This window comes from Streptomyces sp. WELS2 (assembly GCF_013870595.1).
In the GTDB taxonomy this organism is placed as follows: domain Bacteria; phylum Actinomycetota; class Actinomycetes; order Streptomycetales; family Streptomycetaceae; genus Streptomyces.
In genome coordinates, this window is sequence record NZ_JACBWZ010000964.1 from 1 (window position 1) to 2,152 (window position 2,152).

Consider the following 2,152-nt stretch of genomic DNA (forward strand, 5'->3'; position numbering starts at 1 on the left):
CGGTGGACGCGTGACGGCCTCCACCCCGGTCTGCACCGCGCGGGACGTCCGGGTCACCGCCGCCACGCAGGACGGCCCGCCCTACACCCACATCGTCCTCACGGCGCGCAACACCTCCGGGCACTCCTGCCGGCTGACGGGCTTCCCGCATATCCAGTTCCTGGAGAGCCACAAGCAGGACGTCCCGGCAGTCGCCAAGAGCAAGCCGGCCACGCCGGTCGTGCTCACGGCCGGGGCCCCGGCCTACGCCCTGGTGAAGCTGTCGGACGGCGGGGTCGACGAGGACAACGAGCCTGTGTCGGCGTTCTCCGTGCAGCTGGAGGGCGACTCCACGGTCATCACCGTGACCGCGCCCGGCAGCGAGGGCATCGCCGTCGACCCGGCCAAGGCGCTCACCGGCTACTGGACCCCGGAACTCCGCAACGGCGCGGACGACTTCTGACCGATCACTTCAGAATGACTGTGGCTCAGGGCCTCGGCAGTCGGGCTGGGGGCGGCGGAGTTCCGTGGGTGTAGGAAGATCTTGTGCCCGATGACCTGTGGGATCGTGTCCACGGTCGACCGCTCGCCGTCCGGGCCCTGAAAGACATCTCGGGGGCTCACACCGGACCTTCGCCGGTCGACCGCGGCCGCCGGGGCGGCAAGCACCATGTGATCACCGACCGGCACGGAACACCCCTCGCTGTGTCGTAGGTGCGGCGGGCCGCCGGGGACGTCGGGCCGCTCGCCCAGCCACCACCGTCACCGGCCCACAGCCCCGGATCCGGCCCTTCTGCCGTCCAGGGGAGCGGGCTCGGCGGGTCCGGCCGACGAGGTCTCCAGCGCGCCTCGCGACCGCTCGGCCAGGCCCGGCTCAGGCGCCGGCGCCCCGGGCCTCCAGGCACCTGTTGAGGCAGCGCGGCAGTACGCGACAGTCCTCGGCGAGGCATCGCCGTCAATCGAGGACCGGGTGGAGTTCGGGGCGGGCTTCCCACCAGGTGCGGTAGAAGGTGTTGTCGGGGATGCTGCCGAGGTACGCGCGTCCCGCCGCCCGGTACAGCAGTCCGGCACGCTGCTCCGTGACCGCGGCCCGGTTCCAGGCGATCCGAATGCGTTCGGTGAGCGGGTCGCCGACCAGCGGGCGCAGGACCGTTCCCTCGACATGCGGAGAGGTGGGCTGGCACATGGAGACGGCCCGTCCGGCGGCGATCAGTTCCCAGCGCATCTTGCGGTCGGCGATCCGGTAGCGCAGTTTCGGTGTGAAGCCGGCCTGGAGGCAGACCTCGGTCATGGCCTCCGGGCCGCCGTCGTCGTCGTCGGTCAGCGCCGTCCAGGTTTCGCCCGCCAGGTCGGCGAGTTCGATCTCCTCCCGCCCGGCCAGGGGGTGACCGGCCGACAGGCGCACGCAGGCGGGTTCCCTCGGGATGAGGGTGCGGGCGGCCACGCCGTCGGGGAGCGGCACTTCGTGGTCGCCGACCTCTCCGTACAGGATCGCGTCGTACTTCCCGGCACCGAGCATGCGGGCGAGCGTGGTTGCCGAGTGCTCGGTGGTGAGGTCGACCTCGTGGCCGGGGAGTTCCTCCTCCAGGTATTCGAACAACCGGTCCACCAGGACGAGCAGGACGCAGCCGAGCCGCAGCGTCGGATGGGGCGCGGCGGCGCGCGTACCGGCGGTCAGGGCGTCCATCTCGCCGAGCACCCGGCGTGCCGCGGACAGCACGAACTCGCCCAGCGGGGTGGGTTCGACACCGCTCCTGCCGCGGACGAACAGCTCGCCGCCCGTGACCTGTTCGATACGGCGGAGCTGCGCGGAGAGGGCCGGCTGGGACACCCCGAGCCGTATGGCCGCCCGGCCCAGACTGCCCGCTTCCGCTATGACGCGGACAGCTTCCAGATGCCTCAACTCCAACTGCATTTCACCAGCATATGCAGGGTGACGGAGGGTCTGGAAGGGGTTCTGGCGGGCTGGTCATAACACCGGTCTTATGTCCGATGGGAGGTCCCTTTTTTGCCATGCCCACGCTCATACTCGGGCGCATCCCCACTGACTCCCCGTCATGGAACTGGAGCAGACGTGCACCCCACCAGACTCACGGCGGCCCTTGCGGCGCTCGCACTGACGGCGGGCCTCGCGGGCACTCTCGCGAGCACCGCGGCTGCGGCCGCCGAGGGC

At 71.1% G+C, this 2,152-nt stretch carries 2 protein-coding genes and 1 pseudogene; 2 read left to right on the forward strand and 1 reads right to left on the reverse strand.

The genetic code is table 11. The annotated features are described in order from the left end of the window. Both H5J33_RS32320 and H5J33_RS32325 read left to right on the forward strand, forming a co-directional pair. Positions 1–442: DUF4232 domain-containing protein (locus tag H5J33_RS32320; protein WP_181798285.1), on the forward strand; the 442-nt coding region annotated here is incomplete at its 5' end. Positions 443–594: 152 nt separating this feature from the next. Then, positions 595–690: pseudogene (locus tag H5J33_RS32325) on the forward strand (IS5/IS1182 family transposase); the annotation flags it as partial. A 244-nt stretch (positions 691–934) separates the two neighbouring features. On the opposite strand, the gene H5J33_RS32330 reads toward H5J33_RS32325, so the two are convergent. After that, complete coding sequence (locus tag H5J33_RS32330) at positions 935–1,894, reverse strand: LysR family transcriptional regulator (RefSeq protein WP_181798286.1); 960 nt, start codon at positions 1,892–1,894, stop codon at positions 935–937. Positions 1,895–2,152 lie beyond the last annotated feature (258 nt).